The sequence below is a fragment of the Kitasatospora sp. NPDC058170 genome (assembly GCF_042883905.1).
Classification (GTDB): domain Bacteria; phylum Actinomycetota; class Actinomycetes; order Streptomycetales; family Streptomycetaceae; genus Kitasatospora.
Genome location: NZ_JBHVUV010000020.1, coordinates 161,476 through 186,644, shown reverse-complemented (window position 1 = coordinate 186,644; position 25,169 = coordinate 161,476). Strand labels below are relative to the sequence as shown.

Sequence of the window (25,169 nt, the reverse complement as noted above, 5' to 3'; positions counted from 1 at the left end):
GTTATGCGGAGCGTGATCACCGCTCAACGGACATGTCCGGATCGCCAGTTCGGCGAAGAATCTGCTTTTCGATCTTGAAACCGAAGGAAGATGTCCGGCCTTACCATGGATCGGCATGGCCATTCGGTGGCAGATTTTGCCATTACGAGACCTAATTGGCCTCTTTTGTCAGCTGATGACGCCAAATATCGCCACGTAGAGTGGTTCCGTCCACGTCCGCCGCCACCCCCCTTGGCGGACGCTGTCAGGCAAGGAACCCCTATTCATGGCGTCTACGACCCTGGGCGCCGACGTAACGTCGGCCTCTACCAGCGGCAAGACCTTCCTCGGGCACCCCCGTGGACTCGCCACTCTCTTCATGAGCGAGATGTGGGAGCGCTTCAGCTACTACGGCATGCGTGCCCTGCTGGTGCTCTACATGACCGCCTCCGTGACGGACGGCGGCCTCGGCATGAAGCTGGCCGTGGCCAGCGCCGTCTACAGCGTGTACACGGCGATGGTCTACCTGCTGGCCCTTCCCGGCGGCTGGATCGCCGACCGCTTCCTCGGTGCCCGCAAGACCGTCGCCGTCGGTGGCGTCATCATCATGATCGGCCACTTCATGCTGGCCGTTCCGGCCGGTGTGTCGTTCTTCGCCGGCCTGGCGTTCATCGCGATCGGCTCGGGCCTGCTGAAGGCCAACATCTCCACGATGGTCGGCCACCTGTACGACGGCCCGAACGACCCGCGCCGCGACGGCGGCTTCACGATCTTCTACATGGGGATCAACCTCGGCGCCTTCGCGGCCCCGCTGGTCATCGGCACCGTCGGCCAGAACGTCAACTGGCACCTGGGCTTCGCCCTCGCCGGCATCGGCATGGCGCTCGGCCTGACCCAGTTCCTGCTGGGCACCCGCCACCTGAGCGCCAAGAGCGACGTGGTGACCTCGCCGATCCCGGCCGCCGAGAAGAGCGCGATCTTCAGGAAGGCCGGCCTCTGGCTGGCCGTGGCCGCGGTCTTCTACGCGGTCGTCGCGCTGACCGGTCACTTCACCATCAACTGGGCGATCTGGCCGCTGTCCATCGCGGGCATCGCGATCCCGGTCTTCGTCTTCGCCAAGGTGAAGCGCGACAAGGACCTCGACGAGACCGAGAAGTCCCGGATGAGCGGCTACATCTGGTTCTTCGTGGCCGCCGCCGTGTTCTGGATGATCTACGACCAGTCCGGCTCGACGCTGAGCATCTTCGCGGACAAGAACACCTCGTCCACGCTGTTCGGCTTCGACTTCCCGTCGACCTGGTTCCAGTCGCTCAACCCGCTGTACATCATGGCGCTGGCCCCGGTCTTCGCCTGGCTCTGGGTGGCCCTGTCCCGCAAGGCCAGGAACCCCAGCACCACCGTGAAGTTCGCCTTCGGCCTGCTGATGATCGGCGCCTCGTTCCTGGTCATGATGCTGGCGATGGCCGCGGCCTCGGGCGGCACCAAGGTCACCCCGCTCTGGCTGGCCATGGTCTACCTGGTCCAGACCGTCGGCGAGCTGACGCTCTCCCCGGTCGGCCTCTCCGTCACCACCAAGCTGGCCCCGGCCAAGTACGCCAGCCAGATGATGGGTGTCTGGTTCCTCGCCGTCACCGCGGGCGACTGCGTCGCGTCGATCTTCCAGCTGGCCCTCGGCGACGACGTGGTCGGCAGCACCTGGTACTTCGCGGTCCAGGGTGCGATGGCGATCGTCGCCGGCGTGGCGCTGTGGATGTACCGCAAGACGGTCGTGAAGCTGATGGGCGACGTCCACTGACGCGCCGCTGACGCCGCCCCGGGCCACACCGCCGGGGCACCGCCGGGGCTCATCGCCCCGGTACGGGACCGGTACGGATCACCTGATCCGTACCGGTCCCTTTTTCCGTGCGGCGCCGCGCCCGGGCGTGCCAGTGTGTCGGACATGCCGACCGAATCGCTGCCCCGCCAACTCGCCCGCACCCGCCGCTTCTCCCTCGGCGCGCCCGCCCAGCCGGCGGTCTGCGCCGACGGCCGCACCGTGCTGTTCCTGCGCAGCCGCACCGGGGACGACCCGGTCACCTGCCTGTGGGCGCTGGACACCGACAGCGGCGAGGAGCGGCTGCTGGCCGACCCGGCCGCCCTCGGCGACACCGACCGGGACGTCCCCGAGGCCGAGCGGATCCGCCGCGAGCGCTCCCGCGTCCTCGCCGCCGGCATCACCGCCTTCGCCGCCGACTCCGCGGGCCGGACGGTCGCCTTCGCCCTGGGCGGGGCGCTCTGGACGGCCGACCCGGCCGACGGCGGCGTCCGCCGGATACCGACCGCCACCACCGTCTACGACCCGCGCCCCGACCCGACCGGGCGCCGGATCGCCTACGTGGGCGACGGCGCGCTGCGCGTGGTCGGTGCCGACGGCACCGGCGACCGCGCGCTGGCCGAGCCCGAGCACGCCGAGGCCGCGTACGGCGTCCCCGACCACGTCGCCGCCGAGTCCATGTACCGCACCCGGGCGTACTGGTGGTCGCCGGACGGCACCCGGCTGCTGGCCGCCCGGGTGGACAACAGCCCGCTCAGCCGCCTCCACCTGGCCGACCCGTCCGATCCGGCCCGCCCGCCGCGCGTCCTGCGCTACCCGCTGGCCGGCACCGCCAACGCCGACGTGGGCCTCTGGCTGCTCGACCTCGACGGCGTCCGCACCGAGGTCCGCTGGGACCGCGCCGGCTACGAGTACCTGACCGCCGCCGGCTGGGACGCCCACGGCCCGTACGCCGCCGTGCAGAGCCGCGACCAGCGGACCGTCCGCACCCTGGCCGTCGACCCGGCCGACGGCGCCACCCGGCTGCTCGCCGAACGGCGCGACGAGCACTGGGTGGAACTCCTCCCCGGCCTGCCCGTCCGGACCGCCGCCGGGGCCCTGGTCGACTGCGCCGACCTCGACGACACCCGGTCCCTGACCCTCGACGGCAGGCCCGTCACGCCGCCCGGCCTCCAGCTGCGCTCGGTGCTCGGCACCGAGGGCGAGCAGGTGCTGTTCACCGCCTCCGACGAGCCGACCGAAACCCACCTGTGGGTGTACGACCCGGCCGAGGGCGCCGTACGGCTCAGCTCCGCGCCCGGCACGCACACCGGCGTGCAGCGTGCCGGCACGCTCGTCCACACCGCCCGGACGCCCGGCGCCCCCGGCGGCCGCACCACCGTCCGACGGGCCGGGCGCCCCGAGGCGGCGCTGCGCTCGCACGCGCAGCAGCCCGTCCTCACCGCCCGCCCCGAACTGCTCCGGCTGGGCCCGCGCGAGCTGCGCGGCACGCTCTTCCTCCCGGCCGGCCACCGGCCCGGCGACGGCCCGCTGCCCGTTCTGCTCGACCCGTACGGCGGGCCCGCGATGCAGAAGGCCACCGCGGCCGGCGGCTGGGCGGACCTGGTCTCCCAGTGGTTCGCCGACCAGGGCTTCGCCGTCCTGGTGGTGGACGGGCGCGGCACCCCCGGCCGCGGCCCGCGCTGGGAGAAGGCCGTCTTCGGCGACGTCGCCACCGCGGCCCTGGAGGACCAGGTCGAGGCGCTGCAGGAGACCGCCCGCACCCGGCCCGGCCTGCTCGACCTCGACCGGGTCGGCATCCGCGGCTGGTCCTACGGCGGCTTCCTCGCCGCGCTGGCCGTGCTGCGCCGCCCGGACGTCTTCCACGCCGCCGTCGCCGGGGCCGCGCCCACCGACCACCGGCTGTACGACACCCACTGGAAGGAGCGCTTCCTCGGCCACCCCGACGAGCACCCGGAGCGCTACGACGCCTGCTCGCTGCTGCCCGACGCCGCCGGCCTGCGCCGCCCGCTGCTGCTGGTCCACGGCCTGGCCGACGACAACGTGCTGCCCGCGCACGCGCTGCGGCTCTCCGCCGCGCTGCTCGCCGCCGGCCGCCCGCACGAGCTGCTGCCGCTCAGCGGGGTCACCCACTCCCCGAGCGACGAGACGGTGGCGGAGAACCTGCTGCTGCACCAGCTGGACTTCCTGTGGCGCAGCCTCGGCCGGACCGGAGCCGACGCCCCGGCAGCGGGCCCGGGCGCGGCAGCGAGCCGAGGGGCGGCGGGCTGAGGGGGCGGCTCAGACCTCCCTGACCCCGGACCGCCAGACGGCGGCGGTCAGCGGGACGCCCGGGCGGTAGGCCAGGTGGACGTGCGAGGGGGCGTCCAGGAGCAGCAGGTCCGCCCGGGCCCCCACCGTGACGGTGCCGACGTCGCTGCGGCGCAGCGCGTGGGCGCCGCCGGCGGTGGCGGCGTGCACGGCCTCGTCCGGGGTCATGCCCATCTCCCGGACGGCGACCGCGATGCAGAACGCCATCGAGCTGGTGAAGCTGGAGCCCGGGTTGCAGTCGGTGGACAGCGCGACGACGGCGCCCGCGTCGAGCAGCCGGCGCGCGTCCGGGTAGGGGGCGCGGGTGGAGAACTCGGCGCCGGGCAGCAGGGTCGCCACGGTGGCCGAGCCGGCCAGTGCGGCCACGTCCTCGTCGGTGAGGTGGGTGCAGTGGTCGGCGGAGGCGGCGCCCAGCTCGACGGCGAGCTGCACGCCCGGCCCGTAGGAGAGCTGGTTGGCGTGCACCCGGGGGGTCAGTCCGCGCTCGACGCCGGCGGTGAGGATCGCCCGGGCCTGGTCGCCGTCGAAGGCGCCGTTCTCGCAGAACACGTCCACCCAGCGGGCGTAGGGCGCGCAGGCGTCCAGCATGTCGCCGGTGACCAGGTCGACGTACCCGGCCGGGTCGTCGGCGTACTCGGGGGCGACCACGTGGGCGCCGAGGTAGGTGGTCTCGGGGGTGTACGAGGAGGCGATCCGCAGCGCCCGCGCCTCGTCCACCACGGTCAGGCCGTAGCCGGACTTGCACTCGATGGTGGTGGTGCCCTGGCGCAGCGCCTCGCGGACGAACCGGGCCAGGTTGGCGTCCAGTTCGGCGTCGTCGGCGGCGCGGGTGGCGGCGACCGTGGTGCGGATGCCGCCGGCGGTGTACGCCTGGCCGGACATCCGGGCGTTGAACTCGGCGGTGCGGTCGCCGGCGAACACCAGGTGGGCGTGCGAGTCGACGAAGCCGGGCAGCAGTGCCCGCCCGGCCGCGTCGAAGCGCTCGTCGGCGGCGGGCGCCTCGGCGGCCGGGCCGACCCAGGCGACGGTGCCGCCGTCCACCACCACGGCCGCGTCGGCGAGCAGGCCGAGCGGCCCGGTCCCGTGCGTGGGGTCGTTGGTGACCAGGCTGCCGATGCCGGTGATCAGGGTGCTCGGCATGCCCTGGTTCTTCGAGGTGCTCGGGGTGCTCACGTCGGGCCTTTCGTACGTGGCCCGGGGGCGGGGCGGGATCAGCCCCCGCCCCGCCCCCGGGGGGTCGAGGGGTCTCTCAGCAGCTGAGTGCGGCGATCGAGGAGCGCAGCGCGCCGGGGACGTCCGGCACCAGCTGGTGCACCCCGTCCCGGACGACGTGCCGGCCGCCGACCACCACGTGCCGGACGTCGGCGGCCGAGGCGGCGTACACCGCGATCTCGGCGCCGAGCCGGGACGGGGGACCGGCGGTGCGCACCGAGTCCAGCGCGATCACGGTGAAGTCGGCCAGCGAACCGGCCTCGATCCGCCCGGCCTCCGGCCAGCCGAGCGAGGCGTGCCCGTCCTCGGTGCCCGCCCGCAGCAGCGAGTTGGCCGTCCAGTGGCCGCGGGTGCGGGTGCGCAGCCGCTCGTTCAGCTCCAGCGCCCGGGCCTCCTCGAACGGGTCGATGACCGCGTGGCTGTCGCTGCCGAGGGTGACCGGGCAGCCGGCCGAGGCCAGTTGGCGGGCCGGGCCGATGCCGTCCGCGAGGTCCCGCTCGGTGGTGGGGCACATGCAGATGGTGGTCGAGGAGTCGGTGAGGAGCTTGACGTCCTCCTCGGTGAGGTGGGTGGCGTGCACGGCCGAGGTGCGCGGGCCGAGCGCGCCGTGGTCGGCGAGCAGCCGGGTCGGGGTGACGCCGTGCGCGGCGAGGCAGGCGTCGTTCTCGGCGGTCTGCTCGGAGAGGTGGACGTGCAACGGCGCCTCGCGCTGCGCCGCCCACTGCGCGACGGTGCCGATCTGCTCGGCCGGGACGGCCCGCACCGAGTGGATGGCGGCGCCGATCCGGGCGTGGTCGCGCGCCTTCAGCGCGCTCGCCCGCTCGGCCCAGGCGTCGGCGTCACCGTCGCCGAACCGCAGCTGCGGCTTGGTCGGTTCGGCGCCGAAGCCCGAGGACAGGTAGCAGGTGTCCAGCAGGGTGATCCGGATGCCGGCCCGGGCGGCGGCCTCGATCAGCGCCTCGCCCATCGCGTTGGGGTCGTCGTAGCGGACGCCGCCGGGCGCGTGGTGCAGGTAGTGGAACTCCCCCACCGCGGTGATCCCGGCGAGCGCCATCTCGGCGTAGACGGCGGTGGCGAGCGCCAGGTAGCCGTCCGGGTCGAGCGCGCCGGCGAAGCGGTACATGGTGTCCCGCCAGGTCCAGAAGGTGCCGGAGCCGACCTGCACGCTGCCGCGCAGCGCCCGGTGGAAGGCGTGCGAGTGGGCGTTGGCCTGGCCGGGCAGCAGCAGCCCCTCCAGCCGGACGGCGCCGGGCGGGCAGGGCCCGCTGTCCGGCGTCACCTTGGCGATCCGGCCGTCGATCCCGGTGGCGATCAGGACGTCCTGCTCCACCACGGGCCCGTTGACGTGCGGCAGCCAGGCGTACTGCGCCCAGTAGGTCACTGACACGCCAGGTCCTCCAGTACGTCGGCCAGGGCGGCGACCCCGGCGAGGCAGTCGGCCTCCTCGGCGTGCTCCGTCGGGGAGTGCGAGACACCGCTGGGGTTTCGTACGAACAGCATGGCGGTCGGAATCGCCGATGCCAGGATTCCGGCGTCGTGTCCCGCGCCGGTCGGCAGGACGGGGACTCCCCCGAGCGTCCGGGCGAGGCGGTCGCGCAGCGGTCCGTCGAAGTCCACCACCGGGGTGTAGGACTCGCGGGTCAGCTCGACCCGGACGCCGTCGCGTTCGCCGCGTTCGGCGGCGGCGCGCTCGATCTCCTCGACCAGCGCGGTGAGCGTCCGCTCGTCGGCGGCCCGGGAGTCCAGCCAGCCGCGGACCAGGGAGGCGATCGCGTTGGTGCCGTTGGGCTCGACCGCGACCTTGCCGAAGGTGGCCAGGGCGCCCGCGAGCTTCGCCTTCTTCCGTGCGGCGAGCACGGTGTTGGCGTAGGTGAGCATCGGGTCGCGGCGGTCCTCGATCCGGGTGGTGCCGGCGTGGTTGGCCTCGCCGTGGAAGTCGAACCGCCAGCGGCCGTGCGGCCAGATCGCGCTGGCCACGCCGACCGGCTGGTCCTCGCGGAGGTGGCGGCCCTGCTCGACGTGGAGTTCGACGAAGGCGCCGATCCGGGCCAGCCGGTCGCCGTCGGCGCCGATGGCGGCCGGGTCGTAGCCGGCCTTCTCCATCGCGTCGGGCAGCCGGACGCCGTCCGCGTCGCGCAGCTCGTAGGCCTGCTCGCGGCCCAGGACCCCGGCGCTGAGCCGGGATCCGATGCAGGCCACGCCGAACCGGGCGCCCTCCTCGTCGCCGAAGTTGACGATGGCCAGCGGCCGCTCGAACGCGGCCCCCCGCGCGCGGAGCTCGTCGAGCGCCGCGAAGGAGGAGACCACGCCGAGCGGGCCGTCGAAGGCGCCGCCGTCGGGGACGGAGTCCAGGTGCGAGCCGGTGACGATCGCGCCCTCGCCCTGCGGGTCGCCCAGCCAGGCCCACTGGTTGCCGTTGCGGTCCAGCTCGTAGGTCAGGCCGCGGCCCACGGCCTGCTCCTCGAACCAGGCGCGGCACTCGGCGTCGGCGGAGTTCCAGGCGAACCGGCGGTAGCCGCCGGAGGAGGCGGAGCGGCCCACGGGGAGCAGCTCCGCCCACATCTCGTGGAAGGTCACAGCTCACCCATCGGGATGCGCACACCGCGCTCGGCGGCGACCTCGTCGGCCCGGTCGTAGCCGGCGTCCACGTGCCGGATCACGCCCATGCCCGGGTCGTTGGTGAGCACCCGGCGGATCTTCTCGCCCGCCAGCGGCGTGCCGTCGGCGACGGTGACCTGGCCGGCGTGGATCGAGCGGCCGATGCCGACGCCGCCGCCGTGGTGGATGGAGACCCAGGAGGCGCCGGAGGCGACGTTGACCATGGCGTTGATGAGCGGCCAGTCGGCGATCGCGTCGGAGCCGTCCAGCATCGCCTCGGTCTCCCGGTAGGGGGAGGCCACCGAGCCGCAGTCCAGGTGGTCGCGGCCGATGACGATCGGCGCGGACAGCTCGCCGGAGGCGACCATGTCGTTGAAGCGCTCGCCGGCCTTGTCGCGCTCGCCGTAGCCGAGCCAGCAGATCCGCGCGGGCAGGCCCTGGAAGTGCACCTTCTCCTGGGCCATCTTGATCCAGCGGTGCAGCGACTCGTTCTCCGGGAAGAGGTCGAGCACGGCCTTGTCGGTCTTGGCGATGTCCTGCGGGTCGCCGGAGAGCGCCGCCCAGCGGAACGGGCCCTTGCCCTCGCAGAACAGCGGCCGGATGTAGGCGGGGACGAAGCCGGGGAAGGCGAAGGCGCGGTCGTAGCCGGCCAGCTGGGCCTCGCCGCGGATCGAGTTGCCGTAGTCGAAGACCTCGGCGCCGGCGTCCATGAAGCCGACCATGGCCTCGACGTGCTTGGCCATCGACTCGCGCGAGCGCTGGGTGAACTCGGCGGGCTTCTCGGCCGCGTAGGTGGCCATGTCGTCGAAGGCGACGCCGATCGGCAGGTAGCTCAGCGGGTCGTGGGCGCTGGTTTGGTCGGTGACGATGTCGATCGGCGCGTCCATCGACAGCAGCTGCGGGAACAGCTCGGCGGCGTTGCCCAGCAGGCCGATGGAGAGCGGCTGCCGCTTGTCGCGGGCGGCGGTGGCCAGCTCCAGCGCGTGGTCGAGGTTCTTGGCCTCGACGTCCAGGTAGCGGTGCTCGATCCGGCGGGAGATCCGGGACGGGTCGCAGTCGATACAGATCGCCACGCCGCCGTTCATGGTGACGGCCAGCGGCTGGGCGCCACCCATGCCGCCGAGCCCGGCGGTGAGCGTGATCGTCCCGGCCAGGGTGCCGTCGAAGCGCTTGTTGGCGACGGCCGCGAAGGTCTCGTAGGTGCCCTGGAGGATGCCCTGGGTGCCGATGTAGATCCAGGAGCCGGCGGTCATCTGGCCGTACATGGTGAGCCCGAGGCTCTCCAGCCGGCGGAACTCCTCCCAGTTGGCCCAGTCGCCGACCAGGTTGGAGTTGGCGATCAGCACCCGCGGCGCCCACTCGTGGGTCTGCATCACGCCGACCGGCCGACCGGACTGGACCAGCATGGTCTCGTCGCGCTTGAGGGTCTCCAGCGTCCGCACCATGGCGTCGAACGAGCGCCAGTCCCGGGCCGCCTTGCCGGTGCCGCCGTAGACGACGAGCTTCGACGGGTGCTCGGCGACCTCCGGATCGAGGTTGTTCATCAGCATCCGCAGGGCGGCCTCCTGCTGCCAGCCCTGCGTCGTGAGCGCCGTGCCACGCGCCGCACGCACCTCACGCGGCCCGCTCGTCTGCTGCTGCACCATGTTCCCGGCCTTCCTGCGGATGAATTCATTCAGACTTGCCTAGTCTGAATATATCCAATCATTCAGCCGTCGGCCAGACCTGGGCACATCCGATCAGTGCCCGGCCTGACGACCCCCGAGCACTACCCCGGACCCGGCGAACACCAGCCACTCGGCCCAGCGCCGAGGGGCCGAGGACGCGACGACGGGGGGACCGGCGGAGCACCGGTCCCCCCGTCGCCGTGCCCGATCCGCCCTCAGGCGGCCGCGTCGCCGTCCCAGTCGATGCCGATCTCGGCGAGCCAGCGGAGGTCGGCGGCATCGGGATCGGCCGGGGCCGGGGGCCGCGGCGGGCGGGGGACCTCCTGGACGGGTCCGAGCCCGTACTGCTCGGCGGTCGAGGCGGCGCGGGCATCGGGCTCGATGACCCCCACGTGGACGGCGCTCTCGTCGCCCGGGTCGAGGACGATCAGCTCGGGGTCGGGCAGACGGCGCAGGGTGACGCGGCGTCCGCAGGTCGGGCAGGACCACTCGTCGGCTCCGGAGGCGAGCCGGCCGACGAACTTCATCTCGTGGATCACGCGCATGGCGGCCACCCCCTAGTCCAAGGAGGATTCCCCCTCTGGGCGGATCGCCAACGTGACGGTACGGTCACTGCAGGCTGTGAGAACCGGCGTCAGTACCGACGCCGTCGAACGGGGAGGGGCCCGGATGAGCCGCGAGTGGAGCGTCGAGGAGAGCGTCTCGGTGTCGGTCGAGCCGGCGGCCGCGTACCGCGCCGTCGCCGAGGTCCGCCGGATGGGCGAGTGGAGTCCGGAGTGCCGGGCGGTGTGGGCGCGCCGCGGGCCGCTCGGGGTGGGTGCCCGGTTCGTGGGGTTCAACCGCCGGGGGCTGTTCGTCTGGTTCACCACCTGCCGGGTGACGGACGCCGACCCGGGGCGCGAGTTCGCCTTCCGGGTCGAGACCTTCGGGCTGCCGGTGGCGCAGTGGGGCTACCGCTTCGAGCCGGCCGAGGACGGCGGCACGACCGTCACCGAGTACTGGCGGGACCTGCGGACCGGCCGCGCCTCCGGGCTGACCGAGGTGCTCGGGACGGTCTTCGCCGGGACCAACCCCGAGCTGCGGGTGAAGGTCAACCGGGCCGGCATGCGGGCCACCCTGGCCCGGATCAAGGCGGCCCTGGCCGCCTGAGCCGCGCCGGGCCCGACCCCGGCCGCTCCCGGCCCCGGCTACTCCAGGAAGAGCCCGCGGGCCGTCGCCGACTGCTCGATGGCCTCCAACCGGGCCTCCGCGCCGGGCAGTTCGTCGCACATGGTCTGCAGCAGCACCCGGCCGAGCATCATCGGCGCACAGGCGGTGTCGAAGACCAGACCGGTGCCGACCGCGGCCGGCAGCAGCAGGTCGGACAGCTTGGCCACCGGGGCGAAGGCGCTGTCGGCGACGGTCAGGACCGTCAGCCCGCACTCCCGGGCCACCGCCAGAGCGTCCATCAGCTCCCGCGGGTAGCGCGGCAGCGCGAAGCAGAGCAGCGCGCTGGCCCCGGCGGCGGCGGCCTGCTCCAGGCGGTCGGCGAGCATGCTGCCGCCCTCGTCGAGCAGCCGGATGTCCGGGTGCACCTTGGCCGCGAAGTACGCGAAGCCGCGGGCCTGCGCGGAGGCGGCCCGCAGGCCGAGCACCGGCAGCGGGCGGGAGGCGGCCAGCAGCCGGGCGGCCCGGGTGATCGGCTCCGGGTCGGCGAGCAGGTCGGCGAGGTGGCGCAGGTGCGCGATCTCGGCGAGCACGGCCTGCTGGTGCTCGTTGCGCACCGCGTCGTCCGGGGTCTCCGGCGCGGCCGGCTCCCCGGCGCCGAGCTCCCGCAGCTGCTTGCGCAGCGCCGGGTAGCCGTCGTAGCCGAGGGCCACCGCGAAGCGGGTGACGGACGGCTGGCTGACGCCCGCGAGTTCGGCGACCTCCACGCTGGAGAGGAACGGCGCCTCGGTGGCGTGCCGCACCAGCGAGTGGGCGATCCGCCGCTGGGTCGGCGTCAGCCGGTGGCCCTCGAAGAGCTGGAGGAGCCGGGCGGAGGGGCCGACGGTGCCGGACTCGTCGATGCCGGATTCGTCGGTGGCGGTCATCAGCGGTACCTCCGGGTGCGAGCTGTTCGGACGACGACTGTGCAGCAGTCCGGTGGCGCTGGCAAAGACGTCTCGTACGCCGGGACGCCCGGTGGGACGTCCCGAACGGCGGGACGGGCCTCGGGGTGACCCTGATTTCCCCCTGAGCCGCCCGCCGACCGGTGGACCGGCCGCCGCCGGAGGGGGCACGCTGGTCGCCATGGACACTCGCCAGGACGACCTGCGCCGCGACCTCGAAGCGGCGGTGCAGACCCGCAAGGAGCTCGGCAAGGAATACGAGTCGGAGATCGTCGACTCGTTCCTGGCCCGACTGGACGCCCGCCTCGACGCCCGGGTGGAGCGCCGGGTCGCCGAGCGGCTCGACGGCCCCGGGCAGGGGCCCGCCGGCTACGCCTACCGGCGCCGCGGCGGCCGCCCCAACGCGCGGCTGCCGATGGTCTCGCTGGTCCTGGGCATCCCGCTGACCGGCATCGCGGCCGGCGCCTCGTCCAACGGCCTTCTGGGGCTGATGGTCTGCTGGGCCGGCATCGTCGGGGTCAACGTGGCGGCCGCGCTGGGCGACCGCCGCGACGACCGGCGCGCCGAGCGGGCCCGGGACGAGTGGGACTGAGCCCACCCGCCCCGGGAACGGGGGCTCAGGCGAGCGGCCCGGTGACCTTCTCGACGGCCCGCACCAGCTCGCCGGAGGCGACCAGCGCGGCGGCGGCCTCCAGGTCCGGCGAGAGGAAGCGGTCGCGGCCGGCGCCGCCGACCCCGGCCTCACGGGCGGCGGCCATCGCCGCGGCGGTGGCCGGCGCGACCGTGCCGCTGGCGTCGCCCTGCTGACGGATCTCCAGCGCGCGGGAGGCGGCGGTCAGCTCGACGGCGAGGATCCGGCCGAGGTTGTCGACCGCCTGGCGCAGCTTGCGGGCGGCGGACCAGCCCATCGAGACGTGGTCCTCCTGCATCGCGGAGGACGGGATCGAGTCGACCGAGGCCGGCACGGCGAGCCGCTTGTTCTCGCTGACCAGCGCCGCCTGGGTGTACTGGGCGATCATCAGGCCGGAGTCCACGCCCGGGTCGTCGGCCAGGAAGGCCGGCAGGCCGTGCGAGCGGGCCTTGTCCAGCAGCCGGTCGGTGCGCCGCTCGGAGATCGAGCCGAGGTCGGCGGTGGCGATGGCGAGGAAGTCCAGCACGTACGCGACCGGGGCGCCGTGGAAGTTGCCGTTGGACTCCACCCGGCCGTCCGGCAGCACCACCGGGTTGTCGACCGAGGCGGCCAGCTCACGGGAGGCGACCAGCTGGGCGTGCGCGACGGTGTCGCGGCCGGCGCCGGCCACCTGCGGGGCGCAGCGGATCGAGTAGGCGTCCTGGACGCGCGGGGCGTCGTCCTGGTGGTGGCCGGTCAGGCCGGAGCCCTTGAGGACGGCCAGCATGTTGGCGGCGGACAGCGCCTGGCCCGGGTGCGGGCGGATCGGGGCGTGCAGCTCGGGGGCGAGCACCTTGTCGGTGCCGAGCAGCGCCTCCAGGGTCATCGCGGCGGTGATGTCGGCGGTGGTGAACAGGCGCTGCAGGTCGGCGATGGCCATCACCAGCATGCCGAGCATGCCGTCGGTGCCGTTGATGAGGGCCAGGCCCTCCTTCTCCAGCAGCTCGACCGGCTCGATGCCGGCCGCGGCGAGCAGCTCGCCGGCCGGCTTCTCGACGCCGTCCGCGCCGGTCGCCACGCCCTCGCCCATCAGCACCAGGGCGCAGTGCGACAGCGGCGCGAGGTCGCCGGAGCAGCCGAGCGAGCCGAACTCGCGGACCACCGGGGTGATGCCGGCGTTGAGGATCGCGGCCATCGTCTGCGCGACCAGCGGGCGCACGCCCGTCCGGCCGGAGGCCAGCGTCTTCATCCGCAGGAAGACCAGCGCGCGGACCACCTCGCGCTCCACCGCCGGGCCCATCCCGGCGGCGTGCGAGCGCACCAGCGAGCGCTGCAGCTGCGCGCGCAGCTCGGGGCTGATGTGCCGCACGGCGAGCGCACCGAACCCGGTGGAGACGCCGTAGACGGGGCGCGGCTCGGCCGCGAGGGCATCGATCCGGGCGCGGGCGGTCGCCATCTCGGCGAGCGCGTCGGGACCGATCTCGACCCGGGCATTGCCCCGGGCGACGGCCAGCACGTCCTCGGCACTGACGTCGGCCTTGCCGACCTGGACGAGCGGCGCGTCGGGGGCCACAGCACTGTGCATATCCATATACACCATCACATCAGGTGAATGGAGATATGACAACCGCCAGTGCGCCTTTGGGAGGCACAAGGTCAGCCGGACGGATTTCGCAACCCCCTCCCGATGCCGCAGGCTGGAGGCCGGACGGGACGGACGGCGGTGGAGGGTCGATGACGCGGGCGACGGCGCGGCGGCGGGTGGTGCGGCTGCGAGGGGACGTGCGCAGTGCGCGCCCGGACGCCCTGGCGGCCGAGGAGCCGCTGGAGATCCGGGTCGGCGGCGATCCGCTGACCGTCACCATGCGCACCCCCGGACAGGACTTCGACCTGGTCGCCGGGTTCCTGGTCGGCGAGGGGCTGGTGCACGCGGCCGAGGACCTGGCGGCCCTGCGCTACTGCGCCGGGACGGACGAGGACGGCGCCAACACCTACAACGTGGTGGACGCGACGCTGCGCGGCCCGGGCGGCGCGCTGCCGCTCTCGGCGCACCGCAACCTGCTCACCACCAGCGCCTGCGGCCTCTGCGGCCGGGACACCGTGGACGCCGTCCGCACCCACGTCCGCTGGCCGGTCGCGGCGGACCCGCTGACCGTGCCACCGCGGCTGCTGTACGGGCTGCCGGACCGGCTGCGCGAGGTGCAGCGGACCTTCGAGTCCACCGGCGGCCTGCACGCGGCCGGGCTGTTCGACCCGGCGAGCGGCGAGCTGCTCTGCGCCCGCGAGGACGTCGGCCGCCACAACGCGGTGGACAAGGTGGTCGGCTGGGCGCTGCGCGAGGGCCGGCTGCCGCTGACCGGGCACGTCCTGCTGGTCAGCGGCCGGGCCTCGTTCGAGCTCACCCAGAAGGCCGCGCTGGCGGGCGTGCCGCTGCTGGCGGCCGTCTCGGCGCCGTCCTCCCTGGCGGTGGACCTCGCCGAGGAACTGGGCCTGACCCTGGTCGGCTTCCTGCGCGGCGAGGGCGCGAACGTCTACACCCGCGCCGACCGCATCGAGGGCTGACCCCAGGCAGCCCGATCCCCGGCTGCCCGGCAGCCCGGCGCCGCCGGCTCAGCCCTGCGCCGGCTCAGCTCTCCGCCGGCTCAGTCCTCCGCCGACTCAGTCCTCCGCCAGCTCCGCCTTCAGCCGGCGCAGCGAGGCGGGGGTGAGCCGCCGGGCGAGCACCTCCAGCGCGGCCAGCACCTCAGCGAGCTCCGCCGGATCGTCGGTGCCGAGCGCCCGGGCCAGCGCGCCGTCGATCGGCGCGGCGGCCACCTCGGCCCGGCGGGCGGAGATCTCGGGCGCCTGCCGGGCGAGCAGTCGGCGGCGGTCCCGGGGGTCGGCCGCGGTGACGATCGACCCGGCCTCCCGCAACCGCGCGACGGCCGCGGACACCTGACTCTGTGGCAGACCGGTCCGCGCGGCGATCTCGCCGACCGCACTCTCCGGGTGCTCGTAGATGTCGCTCATCACGACGACGACCGCCTTGACGCCGGTGGCCCGCCCGCCGATCCCCGCCGTGGGGACGGCCTCCTCGCCGATCTTCGCCAAGGTCCGGCCGAGCAGCAGCAGTTCGACTCCGTTCATGGGCCCAAGGTACATCAGAAGAGATGCATCGAAAATAATGCATCTATCTTGATGCATCTAAAAAGATGCTCTACCGTGGAGCCAACGGCGGCCGCCCGGCCGCCCCGGGAGGGGACCGCACCATGACCACCGCACTGCTCGACACCGCCGGCGCCCGCATCCACCACCAGGTCCAGGGCAGCGGCCCGGTCCTGCTGATCGCCCAGAGCGGCGAGGGCGACGCCGACCGCAGCGCCGACCTGGTGGCCCGGCTCGTCGACCGGTACACCGTGGTGACGTACGACCGGCGCGGCCTCGCCCGCAGCCCCCTCGACCGGCCGGGCACCACCCCGACCGTCGAGGAGCACGCCGACGACGCCCGCCGACTGCTCACCGCCCTCACCGACCGGCCCGCCCTGATGCTCGGCTGCAGCTTCGGCGCGCTGGTCGGCCTCCAGCTCGCCCACGACCACCCCGGCCTGCTGGACACCCTGATCGCCCACGAGCCCGCCGCGCCGCGCCTACTGCCGGCCGCGGAGTGCACCGGGACCCTCGCCGCGCTGGCCGGGATCCAGGAGGCGTTCCACCGGGACGGCTGGCGGGCGGCACTGCGGGGGGTGATGGCGGCCACCGGGATCGACCCGGCCCGCCAGGAGCGCGAGCCCGAGGTCCGCCCGGCACCGTTCGGCCCGGAGCGCGAGGCGAACTTCACCGCCTTCCTCGCCCACGACCTGACCACCCTGCGCCGGAGCACCCTCGGCCCCGCCGAGGCCGACGCCCTCGCCGCCGGGCCGACCCGGGTGGTGCCCGCCATCGGCCTGGCCACCGACCCGGCGGTCTACAGCCACCGCTGCGCCGAGGTCCTGGCCGAGCGGCTCGGCACGGACCTCCTGCGCCTGCCCGGCGGCCACAACGGCAATCTGACCCACCCCCGGGCGTTCGCGGCCCGGCTCGACGAGGCGCTGACCACGGCACTCCGGGCGGGCTGAGGCCCGATCGGGCGGACACCCCACCCATCAAGACGATACGAATCGTCTCGCCATGCCGGTACGATGGGGCCCATGTCCCGCGACACCGCCCCCGATCCCAGCCGCCGCAGCGAGCAGAGCCGCACCGCGATCCTCACCGCCGCCGCCGAGCTGGTCGCCGAGCTCGGCTTCGCCAAGCTCACCATCGAGAAGATCGCCGCCCGGGCCGGGGTCGGCAAGCAGACCATCTACCGCTGGTGGCCCTCCAAGGGCGCGGTGGTCTTCGACGCCTTCCTGGCCGCCGACCGGAACGCCTCCGGCGGCAGCCTCACCCTCCCGGACACCGGCAACCTCGCCGCCGACCTGCGGGCCGTCCTGCGCCCCACCGTCGACGAACTGGCCGACCCCGTCTTCGACCGCACCGGCCGCGCCCTCACCGCCGAGGTGCTCAACGACCCCGCCCTGCTCCGCGAGTACCGCGAGCGGCTGCTGGACCCGCTGCTGGGGGTCACCCGCGACCGCCTGCGCAGCGCCCGCGCGGCCGGGCAGCTCGCCGGGGACGCCGACCTCGACCTCGCCGTCGAGCTGCTCTTCGGCCCGGTGTACTACCGCTGGCTGCACGGCCTCGGCCCGCTCGACCACGCGTACGCGGACCGCCTGGTGGAGGCGGTCCTGCGCACCCTCGGCATCCCGGCGGACCAGGGGCCGTCCAAGGGCGACTAGCCCCGGTTGCGGCGGCGGAGCATCACGACCACCGCGATGATCACGGCGATGACCACCAGGACGGCCAGGACGCCGATCAGCAGACCGAGGATCTTGCCGAGGCCCTTCTTCTTCTTTTTCTTGGACTTGTCCTTGGACGCGGCCAGCTGGGTCGCGCCGTGCCGGTCCGCGGTCACGGCGGCCGGGGCCGCCTGGAGGGCGCCGCCCGCGACGGCCGGTCCGACCGCCGCGCCCGTGCCGGCCGCGACGGTGCTCACCGCGGCGGCGCGGGGCGCGGCCTGGGCGGCCGGCGCGGCCGCGAGCGCGGCACCACCCAGGGCCAGCACCGCGGACACCACAAGGCTTGTCATACGAGCACGCATGGATTCAACCCCCGATCCGGCCCGGCCACCATGGCCGCCGACCGCGGACACCATCCCACGCCGGTGCCGCCCCGCCCAGCCCTCCCGCCGTCCCCGCACCGGACCGCGACCCGCTCGGAACACCCCGGTCACCGAACCGGCACAACCGGCCCCCGGACCCGCGCCCCGCGGCCCCCAGGTCAGCCCGGCGGCGGCGAGGCCGGGCCCGCCAGGGCCACCGCCACCAGCGCCCGCATCGCCGTGGCCGCCTGTCCGAGCGGCAGCGTGGCATCGTCCGCGAACAGCTCCACCAGCCAGCCGCCCGCCGCGTTCTGCCCGCCCGCCGCGACCATCCCCCGGTAGCCGCTGACCACCAGCACGGCCTCCTCCGACGGGTCGTTCCCCGCCGCGCCCGCGCGCAGCGCGAACGCGCCGCCGCGCACCGCCCCCCGGGTCATCGGGTAGTGCCGCAGGTCGAACACCGCGTCCGGGGCCTCGATCTGGGCCCGCTGGGTCTCCGCCCGGCTGCTGGTCGGCCCGCTGGTCATCCGGTAGACGGCGTGCTGCGCGGTGCGCATCAGGTGCGAGCCGGGCGGCACGTACGAGACCCACCAGCCGACCGCGTCCAGCAGCCGGGCCGAGGTCTCCGCGACGAGGGCCAGCTTGCCGATGGTGTCGGCCGGGTGGATCGAGCGGGTCGAGCCGTGCTGGTCCAGCGCCGTGAGCACCGCGGCGAGCAGCTGCCCCGGGTCCGCGCTGTGCGCCGCGCCGCGGAACCGCCGCCGGTCGCCGGAGCCCGCCCGGCCGGAGCCCCGGCCGCGCCCGTCGGCCCGGTGGTGCGGGTCGGCGGCGTCCGCGAGCAGCACCGTCGGGTCCGGCGAGAAGCCCGGCCCGTGGCTGCGCCCGGCCACGACCGGGTGGGCGGCGCGGGCGGCCTTGGCCCGGTACTGGGCGGCGTCGGCGAGCCGGAACAGCCGGTCGGGCGTGGTGACCGGCCCGATCGAGTCCCCGGTGGAGGCGACCCCGCAGGCCACGCCCTCGCCCTCGGCCAGCGCGAGCGCCCGCGCGCACAGCTCCTCGGCCGCGGCGACCACCTCGTCCGCCTTCTGCCCCTCCACCAGCAGGCAGAACTCGTCGCCGCCGAGCCGGGCGGCGAGGCTGCCGGGGAGCTTGGCGGCGGCCAGCGACAGCTGGTGGGCGAAGCGCTCCAGCAGCCGGTCGCCCATCTCGTGGCCGAGCTGGTCGTTGACCCGCTTCAGCCCGTTGACGTCGCAGACCACCAGCGAGACCACGGTGTTGTCCCGGTTGTGCGCCTCCAGCGCGCTCTCCAGCCGGGCGTCCACGGCGCGCCGGTTGGCCAGGCCGGTCAGCGGGTCGGAGAAGGCGAGCTTGCGCAGGTCGGCCAGGCGCTCGGTCTGGGCCAGACCGGCCGAGATCTGGGCGGCCAGCAGGGTGGCGTAGTCGGCGTCCGCCTCGGTGAACTCGGCCATCCCGGCGGTCCGGGCCAGGTAGAGCTCGCCCCAGGCCTGTCCGTGCAGCACGATCGGCGCGACCACGCAGCAGGCCCGCCCGCGCCGGCGCAGCGCCGCGGCGCGCTCCTGGCAGTACGCCCCCGCGGTGGGGTGCGCGTGCCCGGGGTGCGGGGTGGAGTTCTCGGCGCTCTGCAGCCAGGCGCGCGGCAGCCGGCCGGTGGACCAGCGCTCCTCCAGATAGGTGACGATCTCGGGGAAGTCGGCCACCGGGTAGGACTCGTCCTCCGGCAGCTCCTCCTCCCCCGGTGCCAGCTCCCCGTGGTTGACCAGCACCCGCAGCCGCCCGGACTCGCGGTCCCAGACCGAGACCGCCGCCATGGTGGCGCCGAGCGCCCCGGTGGCGCGGACGGCGGCCGCCCGGACCGCCTCCAGCGGGGTGAGCGCCCCCGCCATGTCCTGGGCGAGCTCGACCACGGACGTCAGCCGCGGGTCCGGGGCGGCGGGCGGCCGCGCACCATCGCAGTCGCAGCCGCGGTCCGCCATGATCGTCTCGCTGCTCACCGGCTCGCCTCGCTCCCTGTGCCCGGTCATGCTCGGCTCCCCTGGCGCACCGCGCCGGGAACCGCACCCATCCGGCCGCTTGCACCAAGACTATGGCGGTTTGCGCCGCTAATGCCGCGTTTGCCCGGATCGATCCGCCCGGCCGTCCGGGTTTCATTCGTTGCGCCTACGTCACCCGGTCCGCGTACCCCCGTCGGAGCCCGGCAACCACCCGCCCTGCGGCGACGTCCCGGTGCAGGGGGACGGCAGGGCTGCGGACGTCAGCCGCCGCGGGGCCGGCGCGACAGCAGCCACGGCTCCACCAGCCCGAGCCCGCGCACCGGGCGGCGCCACATCGGCTGGAGGTGGAAGCGGTGCCCGGCCTCCGGGCCGGTCGCCGACAGGCCGGCGGGGTGCAGGCCGGCGGCGGCCGACAGCGCCTCGGCGAGGCCGACCCCGTCCGAGTCCGCGGGTGCCACGCTGCCGTTCTGCTCCAGCGCGGCCGCGAACTCGCCGTCGATCAGCACCGCGTCCTTCGGGGCGATCGAGGTGAGCCGGCTGGCCAGGTTGACGGTGGTGCCGAAGACGTCGCCCATCCGCGAGGTGACGGTGCCGAAGGCCATCCCGACCCGCAGCGCGGGGATGGTGTCGTCCTCCGCCAGCGCCTCGATCAGGCCGAGCGCGATCTCGGCGGCCGTCACCGGGTCCTCCGAGACGTAGAGGATCTCGTCGCCGAGGGTCTTGACCACCCGGCCGCCGAGGCCGGCGATCAGGTCGGAGCAGGTGTTCTCGAAGGTCTCGACCAGCTCGCCGAGCTCCTCCTCCTCCAGCCGGCGCGACAGCCGGGTGAAGCCGACCAGGTCGGCGAAGCCCACCGCGAGGCGGCCGCTGGTGATCTCGGTGTCCTCGGCGGCCTGCACCACCCGGCCGGTGACGGCGGCCAGCTGCCGGCGCCAGACGTACACCAGGAACTGCTCCAGCTCCGGCAGCAGCAGCTCGACCAGCGGGTACGCGACGTCGGCGCGGGTCAGGCCCGGCTCGACGGCCTGGGTGAGGTTCTCCAGGAAGGTGTCCATCTGCCAGCCGGCCAGCCGGGCGGTGGTCTGCCCGGTGGACCGCGCCACCTGGATCGCCATCGGCTCGCTGAGCAGGCCCGACTCCACCAGTCCGGCGAGCCGGCGCAGCGCGATCACGTCGCCGTCCGTCAGCGCCCGGGACTGCCCGATGTCGGGGAAGCCCATCGCCCGCCAGAAGCGGGTGGCCAGCTCCATCGGCACATCGGCCGCGCGCGCGGCCTGGTACGGGGTGTAGCGGCGCGGCGCGTCCAGGATCAGGCGTTCCAGGTCGAGGGCGACCGTCGGGTCGTCGGACTCCGCCGTGCCGCCGCTGCTGCCGTCCTCTGCCACCGGTCCGTCCCCGTGCGGTCGCCGCACTTGCCTCGTGTCCTGCCTGTTCGGGCGCGCCCGCCACCCGGCGGGCAGTGGCGCGCCTCACACCGCTGCCAGGTGGAATATTCGCACGGAATCGCGCGATCCGGGGCATCCGCCGGGGTCAAGGGGAGGTGAAGAGTGCCGTTCAGCGCGGCTCGGGCCGGACGTGGACGACGTCCCCGGCGCCCACCGCCGTGCGGCTCCCGTCGGAGGTGCGGACCACCAGCCGGCCGTCGCCGTCGATCGCCACCGCCTCGCCGAGCAGTTCGCGGTCGCCCGGCAGCAGGACCTTCACCGACCGCCCGAGCGTGCTGCAGCGGTCCACGTACGCGGGCAGCAGGCCGCTGGCGTGCGGGTCGCCGGAGGCGGCCGTCCACTCCGTGTACAGCACGGCGAACTCGCGCAGCAGGGCGCGCAGCAGGGTGGTCCGGTCGGTGACGGTGGCACCGGCCAGTGCCAGCGAGGCGGCGGCGGGGACGGGCAGCTCGGCCGCGCGCAGCGAGACGTTGATCCCGAGGCCCGCGACCACCCCGCCGCCGCTCAGCTCGGTCAGGATGCCGCCGAGCTTGCGCTCCTCGCCGTCGATCCCGACCTGGAGGTCGTTGGGCCACTTCAGGCCGACCTCCACCCCGGCGACCCGGTTCAGCGTGCTGGCCGCCGCCACGCCGACCAGGATCGGCAACCAGCCGTACCGCTCGACGGGTACCTCGTCCGGGCGAAGCAGGAAGGAGAGGAAGAGCCCCGAACGCGGCGGCGCCGTCCACTGCCGCTCCAGCCGCCCGCGCCCGGCGCTCTGCACCTCGGCGACCAGCACCGCGCCCTGCGGCGCGCCCTCCCGGGCCCGCGCGGCGAGGTCGCTGTTGGTCGACCCGGTCTCGGCGACGACGTCCAGCGAGGTCCACAGCCCGCCCGGCAGCACCAGGTCGCGGCGCAGCGCCTCGGTGTCCAGCGGCGGCCGGTCCAGGTCGGTCCACGGCGACGGCCCGTCCTGGCCGAAGCCGCGCAGTCCACTGCGGCGGGGGGTGGCGGGCTCGCGCACCGGATCGTTCGAGTCGGTCATGCGGGAAACCCTAGGGTCTGTCAGGCCGTCCGCGCCCGGTGGGAATCACCCGAACGGCGCCTCGGGGCCCCGAGGCTTCGTCCGAGAAGTCCTAGTGCCGCGTCAGGCAACCTTCGCCCCGTCGCGACGCCCGGCACGCCGATAGCACGCACCGGACGCCGCTCCTTGACGGGCAAAAGTTGCCTGACGCGGCACTAGGCCGCCACATCGTCCCGCAGAACGCGCGTTAACACACTGTGTCGCTGGCCATAACAGGAAGCCCCGCGCGCTGGCTACGCTACTTGGCGGTAGTTCGTTGCGCCGCCCTGCCCTCACGCGCCCGGTCCCCTCCTGGCCCGTGCACCACCCGACAGGTCGCGGCCCATGGATCAGGGAGAGCCACCGGATGACCGAGGCGTCGTACGACCCCCACACCACCGCCGGAAAGCTCGCCGACCTGCGGCGCAGGATCGACGAGGCAGTCCACTCCGGCTCCGCCAAGGCGGTGGAGAAGCAGCACGCCAAGGGCAAGCTGACGGCCCGCGAGCGCGTCGTCGAGCTGCTGGACGAGGACTCCTTCGTGGAGTTCGACGAGTTCGCCCGCCACCGCTCGATCAACTTCGGCCAGGAGAAGAACCGCCCCTACGGCGACGGCGTGGTGACCGGCTACGGCACCGTCGACGGCCGCCAGGTGGCCGTCTTCGCCCAGGACTTCACCGTCTTCGGCGGCTCCCTCGGCGAGGTGTTCGGCGAGAAGATCGTCAAGGTGATGGACTTCGCGCTGAAGACCGGCTGCCCGGTCATCGGCATCAACGACTCCGGCGGCGCCCGCATCCAGGAGGGCGTGGTCTCGCTCGGCCTCTACGGCGAGATCTTCCGCCGCAACGTGCACGCCTCCGGGGTGATCCCGCAGATCTCGCTGATCATGGGCCCCTGCGCCGGCGGCGCGGTGTACTCCCCCGCGATCACCGACTTCGTGGTGATGGCCGACCAGACCTCGCACATGTTCATCACCGGCCCCGACGTGATCAAGACCGTCACCGGCGAGGACGTCGGCATGGAGGAGCTGGGCGGCGCCCGGACCCACAACACCAAGTCCGGCAACGCGCACTACCTGGCCACGGACGAGAAGGAGGCGATCGAGTACGTCAAGAGCCTGCTCTCGTACCTGCCCTCCAACAACCTGTCCGACCCGCCGGCCTTCCCCGAGGAGGCGGACCTCACCGTCACCGACGAGGACCTCGAACTCGACACCCTGGTGCCCGACTCGGCGAACCAGCCGTACGACATGCACAAGGTGATCGAGCACGTCCTGGACGACGGCGAGTTCCTGGAGACCCAGCCGCTGTACGCGGGCAACATCATCACCGGCTTCGGCCGGGTCGAGGGCCACCCGGTCGGCATCGTCGGCAACCAGCCGATGGACCTGGCCGGCTGCCTGGACATCGCCGCCAGCGAGAAGGCCGCCCGGTTCATCCGGACCTGCGACTCGTTCAACATCCCGGTGCTGACCTTCGTCGACGTGCCCGGCTTCCTGCCCGGCACCGAGCAGGAGTGGGACGGCATCATCCGCCGCGGCGCCAAGCTGATCTACGCCTACGCCGAGGCCACCGTCCCGCTGATCACCGTGATCACCCGCAAGGCCTTCGGCGGCGCGTACGACGTGATGGGCTCCAAGCACCTGGGCGCCGACCTCAACCTGGCCTGGCCGACCGCGCAGATCGCCGTGATGGGCGCGCAGGGCGCGGTCAACATCCTGCACCGGCGCGAGATCGCGGAGGCGCAGGCCGCCGGGAACGCCGAGACCAGGCGGGCCGAGCTGATCGCCTCCTACGAGGACACCCTGCTCAACCCGTACCTGGCCGCCGAGCGCGGGTACGTCGACGCCGTCATCGCGCCCAGCGAGACCCGCCGGCACATCGTGCGCGGCCTGCGGGCGCTGCGCGGCAAGCGCGAGGTGCTGCCGCCGAAGAAGCACGGCAACATCCCCCTGTAGGAACACTCCCCAGACAGCGGCCGTCGCGAGAGGATTGAGCATGGCCCCGATCCACGTGCTGCACGGGCAGCCGACCCCCGAGGAGCTCGCCACCGTCCTGGCGGTGGTCCAGTCCCGGGCCGCCGCCGCGCAGGCCGCCGCCGAGGCGGCCCGCCGCGCGGGCGCCGGCCCGGACTCCCCCTGGAACGACCGCGCCCGCCGGATGCGCCCCACCCCCCGCCCGGGCGCCAACGTCTGGCGCACCTCCGGCTGGGCGGGCTGACCGGCCGCGCCGGGGCTGGATGTCGGCCGGTCCGACGTCCCGCCCCGGCGCACCGCACCCCGCCCCGGCGCACCCCCGCGCCGGGGCTCAGGCGCCGGGATGGCCCGGATTGCCCGAAAGCTGAGTACGGATACTCAGGCGTCCGCCCGGCCCGCGGCGCACCCTGGAACGGTGCTCTGGTCAGACCCCCGCGACGAGCCCTCCCCCGAGGCCCGCCGGATGCAGCAGAAGCTGCACCGCGCCGGGCGGGTGCTCGCCGTCCTCGCCCTGGTGATCGCCGTCCTGCTGATGCTCTGACGGCCGCCTCGGCCACCCCCTACCCTGGTGGGCATGACCGACCAGCGCGCCCTCGTCCTCGCTTCCGCCTCCCCCGCCCGCCTCGGGCTGCTGCGCCAGGCGGGCCTCGACCCGCGCGTGGTGGTCAGCGGCGTCGACGAGGACGCGCTCAGCGCCGCCACCCCCGCCGAGCTCGCCCTGGTGCTGGCCGAGGCCAAGGCCAAGGCGGTCGCCGCCGACCTGAGCGGCGGCGAGCTGGTGATCGGCTGCGACTCTGTCCTGGAGCTGGACGGGCTCGCGCTCGGCAAGCCCGCCGACGCCGTCGAGGCGCTGGCCCGCTGGCGGTCGATGCGCGGCCGGTCCGGCGTGCTGCGCACCGGCCACTGCGTGATCGACACCGCCACCGGCGAGCAGGCCTCCGCCACCGCCTCCACCACGGTCCGCTTCGGCACCCCCGACGACGCCGAGATCGCCGCCTACATCGCCACCGGCGAGCCGCTGCACGTGGCCGGCGCGTTCACCCTGGACGGCCGCTCGGCGCCCTTCGTCGAGGGCATCGACGGCGACCCGGGCAACGTCATCGGCCTCTCCCTGCCGCTGCTGCGCTCGCTGCTCGCCGATCTGGGCGTGCGCATCACCGACCTCTGGGTCTGACCCGGCCGGTACCCGCCCCGACGGCCCGCACCCTGCGGGATCCCACAGATCCTCGGCCCCACATCTGTCCCTCCGGTCCAGCCG

General features: G+C 74.3%; 22 protein-coding genes and 1 pseudogene. 11 read left to right on the top strand and 12 right to left on the bottom strand.

The window, feature by feature from the left end; all coding sequences use genetic code 11:
* The first annotated feature begins 265 nt into the window (after positions 1-265).
* Both ACFVVX_RS23380 and ACFVVX_RS23375 read left to right on the top strand, forming a co-directional pair.
* Positions 266-1,774: a peptide MFS transporter gene (locus ACFVVX_RS23380; protein WP_387948517.1), complete on the top strand. Its 1,509-nt coding sequence runs from the start codon at positions 266-268 to the stop codon at positions 1,772-1,774.
* A gap of 144 nt (positions 1,775-1,918) precedes the next feature.
* Positions 1,919-4,063 carry a prolyl oligopeptidase family serine peptidase gene (locus ACFVVX_RS23375; RefSeq protein WP_387948516.1) on the top strand — a complete coding sequence of 715 codons (2,145 nt, stop codon included), beginning with the start codon at positions 1,919-1,921 and terminating at the stop codon, positions 4,061-4,063.
* A gap of 9 nt (positions 4,064-4,072) precedes the next feature.
* Here the strand turns inward: ACFVVX_RS23375 and hutI are convergent, their stop codons facing one another.
* The 5 genes from hutI to ACFVVX_RS23350 form a co-directional block, all read right to left on the bottom strand.
* Entirely contained in the window at positions 4,073-5,242 is a 1,170-nt protein-coding gene (gene hutI, locus ACFVVX_RS23370) for an imidazolonepropionase (RefSeq protein ID WP_387948536.1), read from the bottom strand.
* Between the two features lie 109 nt (positions 5,243-5,351).
* Positions 5,352-6,701: a formimidoylglutamate deiminase gene (locus ACFVVX_RS23365; RefSeq protein ID WP_387948515.1), complete on the bottom strand. Its 1,350-nt coding sequence runs from the start codon at positions 6,699-6,701 to the stop codon at positions 5,352-5,354.
* Positions 6,692-7,876, bottom strand: a complete 1,185-nt coding sequence (locus ACFVVX_RS23360; protein WP_387948535.1) for an allantoate amidohydrolase — start codon at positions 7,874-7,876, stop codon at positions 6,692-6,694. The genes ACFVVX_RS23365 and ACFVVX_RS23360 overlap by 10 nt, the downstream gene beginning before the upstream one ends.
* Positions 7,877-7,887: 11 nt before the next feature.
* Positions 7,888-9,558 (bottom strand): urocanate hydratase, encoded by a 1,671-nt coding sequence (gene hutU / locus ACFVVX_RS23355; protein WP_387948514.1) that lies wholly within the window; start codon positions 9,556-9,558, stop codon positions 7,888-7,890.
* A gap of 236 nt (positions 9,559-9,794) precedes the next feature.
* Positions 9,795-10,124 carry a hypothetical protein gene (locus ACFVVX_RS23350; RefSeq protein WP_387948513.1) on the bottom strand — a complete coding sequence of 110 codons (330 nt, stop codon included), beginning with the start codon at positions 10,122-10,124 and terminating at the stop codon, positions 9,795-9,797.
* Between the two features lie 124 nt (positions 10,125-10,248).
* Between ACFVVX_RS23350 and ACFVVX_RS23345 the strand changes: the two genes are divergently transcribed.
* The gene (locus ACFVVX_RS23345) at positions 10,249-10,728 is read left to right on the top strand and encodes an SRPBCC family protein (protein WP_387948512.1); all 480 of its coding nucleotides are present in this window, start codon (positions 10,249-10,251) and stop codon (positions 10,726-10,728) included.
* Positions 10,729-10,766: 38 nt separating this feature from the next.
* On the opposite strand, the gene ACFVVX_RS23340 is transcribed toward ACFVVX_RS23345, so the two are convergent.
* Positions 10,767-11,651 (bottom strand): MurR/RpiR family transcriptional regulator, encoded by an 885-nt coding sequence (locus ACFVVX_RS23340; RefSeq protein WP_387948511.1) that lies wholly within the window; start codon positions 11,649-11,651, stop codon positions 10,767-10,769.
* A gap of 199 nt (positions 11,652-11,850) precedes the next feature.
* Between ACFVVX_RS23340 and ACFVVX_RS23335 the strand changes: the two genes are divergently transcribed.
* Positions 11,851-12,261: a hypothetical protein gene (locus ACFVVX_RS23335; RefSeq protein WP_387948510.1), complete on the top strand. Its 411-nt coding sequence runs from the start codon at positions 11,851-11,853 to the stop codon at positions 12,259-12,261.
* Between the two features lie 25 nt (positions 12,262-12,286).
* Here ACFVVX_RS23335 and hutH read toward each other — a convergent pair whose 3' ends face one another.
* Positions 12,287-13,870, bottom strand: coding sequence for a histidine ammonia-lyase (gene hutH / locus ACFVVX_RS23330; RefSeq protein ID WP_387948509.1), 1,584 nt, complete (start codon positions 13,868-13,870; stop codon positions 12,287-12,289).
* A gap of 143 nt (positions 13,871-14,013) precedes the next feature.
* Between hutH and fdhD the strand changes: the two genes are divergently transcribed.
* Positions 14,014-14,841: a formate dehydrogenase accessory sulfurtransferase FdhD gene (gene fdhD / locus ACFVVX_RS23325; protein WP_387948508.1), complete on the top strand. Its 828-nt coding sequence runs from the start codon at positions 14,014-14,016 to the stop codon at positions 14,839-14,841.
* Between the two features lie 96 nt (positions 14,842-14,937).
* Here the strand turns inward: fdhD and ACFVVX_RS23320 are convergent, their stop codons facing one another.
* Positions 14,938-15,405, bottom strand: a complete 468-nt coding sequence (locus ACFVVX_RS23320) for a MarR family winged helix-turn-helix transcriptional regulator (protein WP_387948507.1) — start codon at positions 15,403-15,405, stop codon at positions 14,938-14,940.
* A 122-nt stretch (positions 15,406-15,527) separates the two neighbouring features.
* Here ACFVVX_RS23320 and ACFVVX_RS23315 point away from each other — a divergent pair, with 122 nt between their 5' ends.
* On the top strand, positions 15,528-16,373 hold the full coding sequence (locus ACFVVX_RS23315; RefSeq protein WP_387948506.1) for an alpha/beta fold hydrolase: 846 nt from the start codon (positions 15,528-15,530) through the stop codon (positions 16,371-16,373).
* Between the two features lie 72 nt (positions 16,374-16,445).
* Positions 16,446-17,075 carry a TetR/AcrR family transcriptional regulator gene (locus tag ACFVVX_RS23310; RefSeq protein WP_387948505.1) on the top strand — a complete coding sequence of 210 codons (630 nt, stop codon included), beginning with the start codon at positions 16,446-16,448 and terminating at the stop codon, positions 17,073-17,075.
* Here the strand turns inward: ACFVVX_RS23310 and ACFVVX_RS23305 are convergent.
* From ACFVVX_RS23305 to ACFVVX_RS23290, 4 genes and pseudogenes are all read right to left on the bottom strand, one after another.
* On the bottom strand, positions 17,072-17,425 hold the full coding sequence (locus tag ACFVVX_RS23305; protein WP_387948504.1) for a hypothetical protein: 354 nt from the start codon (positions 17,423-17,425) through the stop codon (positions 17,072-17,074). The two genes, ACFVVX_RS23310 and ACFVVX_RS23305, sit on opposite strands and share 4 nt — an antisense overlap.
* A gap of 782 nt (positions 17,426-18,207) precedes the next feature.
* Positions 18,208-19,341 (bottom strand): annotated as a pseudogene (locus ACFVVX_RS23300) (diguanylate cyclase domain-containing protein); the annotation flags it as partial.
* Between the two features lie 368 nt (positions 19,342-19,709).
* Positions 19,710-20,834, bottom strand: coding sequence for an adenylate/guanylate cyclase domain-containing protein (locus ACFVVX_RS23295; RefSeq protein ID WP_387948503.1), 1,125 nt, complete (start codon positions 20,832-20,834; stop codon positions 19,710-19,712).
* 169 nt (positions 20,835-21,003) lie between these two features.
* Positions 21,004-21,918, bottom strand: a complete 915-nt coding sequence (locus ACFVVX_RS23290; protein WP_387948502.1) for a biotin--[acetyl-CoA-carboxylase] ligase — start codon at positions 21,916-21,918, stop codon at positions 21,004-21,006.
* Positions 21,919-22,303: 385 nt separating this feature from the next.
* Here ACFVVX_RS23290 and ACFVVX_RS23285 point away from each other — a divergent pair, with 385 nt between their 5' ends.
* The 4 genes from ACFVVX_RS23285 to ACFVVX_RS23270 all read left to right on the top strand — a co-directional run bounded on the left by ACFVVX_RS23285 (position 22,304) and on the right by ACFVVX_RS23270 (position 25,085).
* Positions 22,304-23,893, top strand: a complete 1,590-nt coding sequence (locus tag ACFVVX_RS23285) for an acyl-CoA carboxylase subunit beta (RefSeq protein WP_387948501.1) — start codon at positions 22,304-22,306, stop codon at positions 23,891-23,893.
* 40 nt (positions 23,894-23,933) lie between these two features.
* Positions 23,934-24,155, top strand: a complete 222-nt coding sequence (locus ACFVVX_RS23280) for an acyl-CoA carboxylase subunit epsilon (protein ID WP_387948500.1) — start codon at positions 23,934-23,936, stop codon at positions 24,153-24,155.
* Between the two features lie 171 nt (positions 24,156-24,326).
* On the top strand, positions 24,327-24,452 hold the full coding sequence (gene mmpB, locus ACFVVX_RS23275; protein WP_387948499.1) for a morphogenic membrane protein MmpB: 126 nt from the start codon (positions 24,327-24,329) through the stop codon (positions 24,450-24,452).
* 33 nt (positions 24,453-24,485) lie between these two features.
* Positions 24,486-25,085 (top strand): nucleoside triphosphate pyrophosphatase, encoded by a 600-nt coding sequence (locus ACFVVX_RS23270; protein WP_387948498.1) that lies wholly within the window; start codon positions 24,486-24,488, stop codon positions 25,083-25,085.
* Positions 25,086-25,169: the final 84 nt, after the last annotated feature.